Source organism: Pleomorphomonas oryzae DSM 16300, from assembly GCF_000422965.1.
Lineage (GTDB): Bacteria > Pseudomonadota > Alphaproteobacteria > Rhizobiales > Pleomorphomonadaceae > Pleomorphomonas > Pleomorphomonas oryzae.
Genome location: NZ_AUHB01000036.1, coordinates 1 through 1511, shown reverse-complemented (window position 1 = coordinate 1511; position 1511 = coordinate 1). Strand labels below are relative to the sequence as shown.

Annotated in this window: 3 protein-coding genes; 1 reads left to right on the top strand and 2 read right to left on the bottom strand. The window is 63.7% G+C overall.

Going from position 1 to position 1511, the window contains the following annotated elements:
• Positions 1 to 180: hypothetical protein (locus G522_RS30395; protein ID WP_210162975.1), on the top strand; the 180-nt coding region annotated here is incomplete at its 5' end.
• Between the two features lie 197 nt (positions 181 to 377).
• Here the strand turns inward: G522_RS30395 and ilvN are convergent.
• Both ilvN and G522_RS28565 read right to left on the bottom strand, forming a co-directional pair.
• A complete protein-coding gene (gene ilvN, locus G522_RS0124055; RefSeq protein ID WP_425414095.1) occupies positions 378 to 935 on the bottom strand; it encodes an acetolactate synthase small subunit in 558 nt (185 codons plus the stop codon).
• Between the two features lie 60 nt (positions 936 to 995).
• Positions 996 to 1511, bottom strand: a 516-nt coding sequence (locus tag G522_RS28565) for a thiamine pyrophosphate-dependent enzyme (RefSeq protein WP_036840846.1), incomplete at its 5' end; no start/stop codon positions are given.

Here is a 1511-nt window from a genome sequence, read left to right as displayed (position 1 = left end):
ACCGAAAATGGTGTCGACGCCCTGATCGATCAGCGCCTGGATGACCATTTCCGCGCCTGTCATCTGCCGTGTCATCGCCTGTTACCTCAAGCTCTTATCCCAGGAAAAATCGGGCAACAAAAAAGGCCCCGTGAGGGACCCGATTTCCGCGCACCATGTGTCATCGGCAGCTCTCAGTAAGAGACCTCCGCCACGGTGCGCCAATGAACTACTACGGACAAGGAATGCATAGCGTCCCCTGGTTCAATCGCCGGGATCATCCCGGAATGGCCGGCCAACGACCGGCGGCCAACGGGGAAAAAAGGGCTCGAGGCTAAGCGCCAAGAGCCGCGGAAGCAGACCGCCACCTAGCTTCGCCGCGGCGGCGGTCCTGAGCCTCAGATGCCGGTCTTGCCGCGAGCGAGCGCCGCAAGGCCGGTGCGGGCGAGCTCGACGAGGCCGCACTCCTTCATGAGGCCGACGAAGCGGTCGATGTCGGCCGGCGCACCGGTCATCTCAAACACGTAAGAGTCGAGCGTGGCATCGACGATGCGGGCGTTGAAGGCCTGCGCCAGACGCAGCGCCTCGTCGCGCATCTCGCCCTTGCCGGCCACCTTGACCAAGGCCAGCTCGCGCTCCAGCGCATCGCCGGCCCAGGTAAGGTTGATCACCTTGTGCACCGGCACCAGGCGGCCGAGCTGGTGCATGATCTGAGAGATGACCGGCGGTCGGCCCGTCGTCACGATGGTGATGCGCGACTGGTGGTTCGAATGCTCGATCTCGGAGACGGTGAGGCTCTCGATGTTGTAGCCACGGCCCGAGAACAGGCCGACGACGCGGGCGAGAACGCCGGGCTCGTTGTCGACCAGCACCGACAGCGTATGGCTGCGCTCGGTGGCGGGGAACTCTTCCTCTAGGAAGTAGGCGGACTGGGACTGACCTGCGACGATCATCATGATGTCAATTCCGATACAGCGTTGCGTGGGGATGCGAGGGGTTGCTTCAGCAGCCGCGCCTCACACCAGAACCTTGCCGGCGGTGCCGATGGCCGTCTCGATTTCCTCGTCGGAAACGTCGGTGCCCAGCAGCATCTCGTTATGCGCCTTGCCCGAGGGGATCATCGGGAAGCAGTTGGCGAGGCTGACGACGTGGCAGTCGAACAGCACGGGGCGATCGATGCGGATCATCTCCTCGATGGCATCGTCGAGTTCCGACGGCTTGGAGCAGCGGATGCCCACCGCGCCATAGGCCTCGGCCAGACGCACGAAGTCGGGTTGCGAGTCGACGTAGGAATGGCTGAGCCGATTGCCGTGCAACAGCTGCTGCCACTGGCGCACCATGCCCATGTACTGGTTGTTCAGGATAAAGGCCTTGACCGGCGCATTGTGCTGCACCGCCGTCGACAGCTCCTGAATGTTCATCTGGATCGAGGCATCACCGGCGATGTCGATCACCAGCGAACCCGGGTGGGCGAGCTGGGTACCGATGGCCGCCGGCAGTCCATAGCCCATGGTGCCGAGACCGCCCGACGT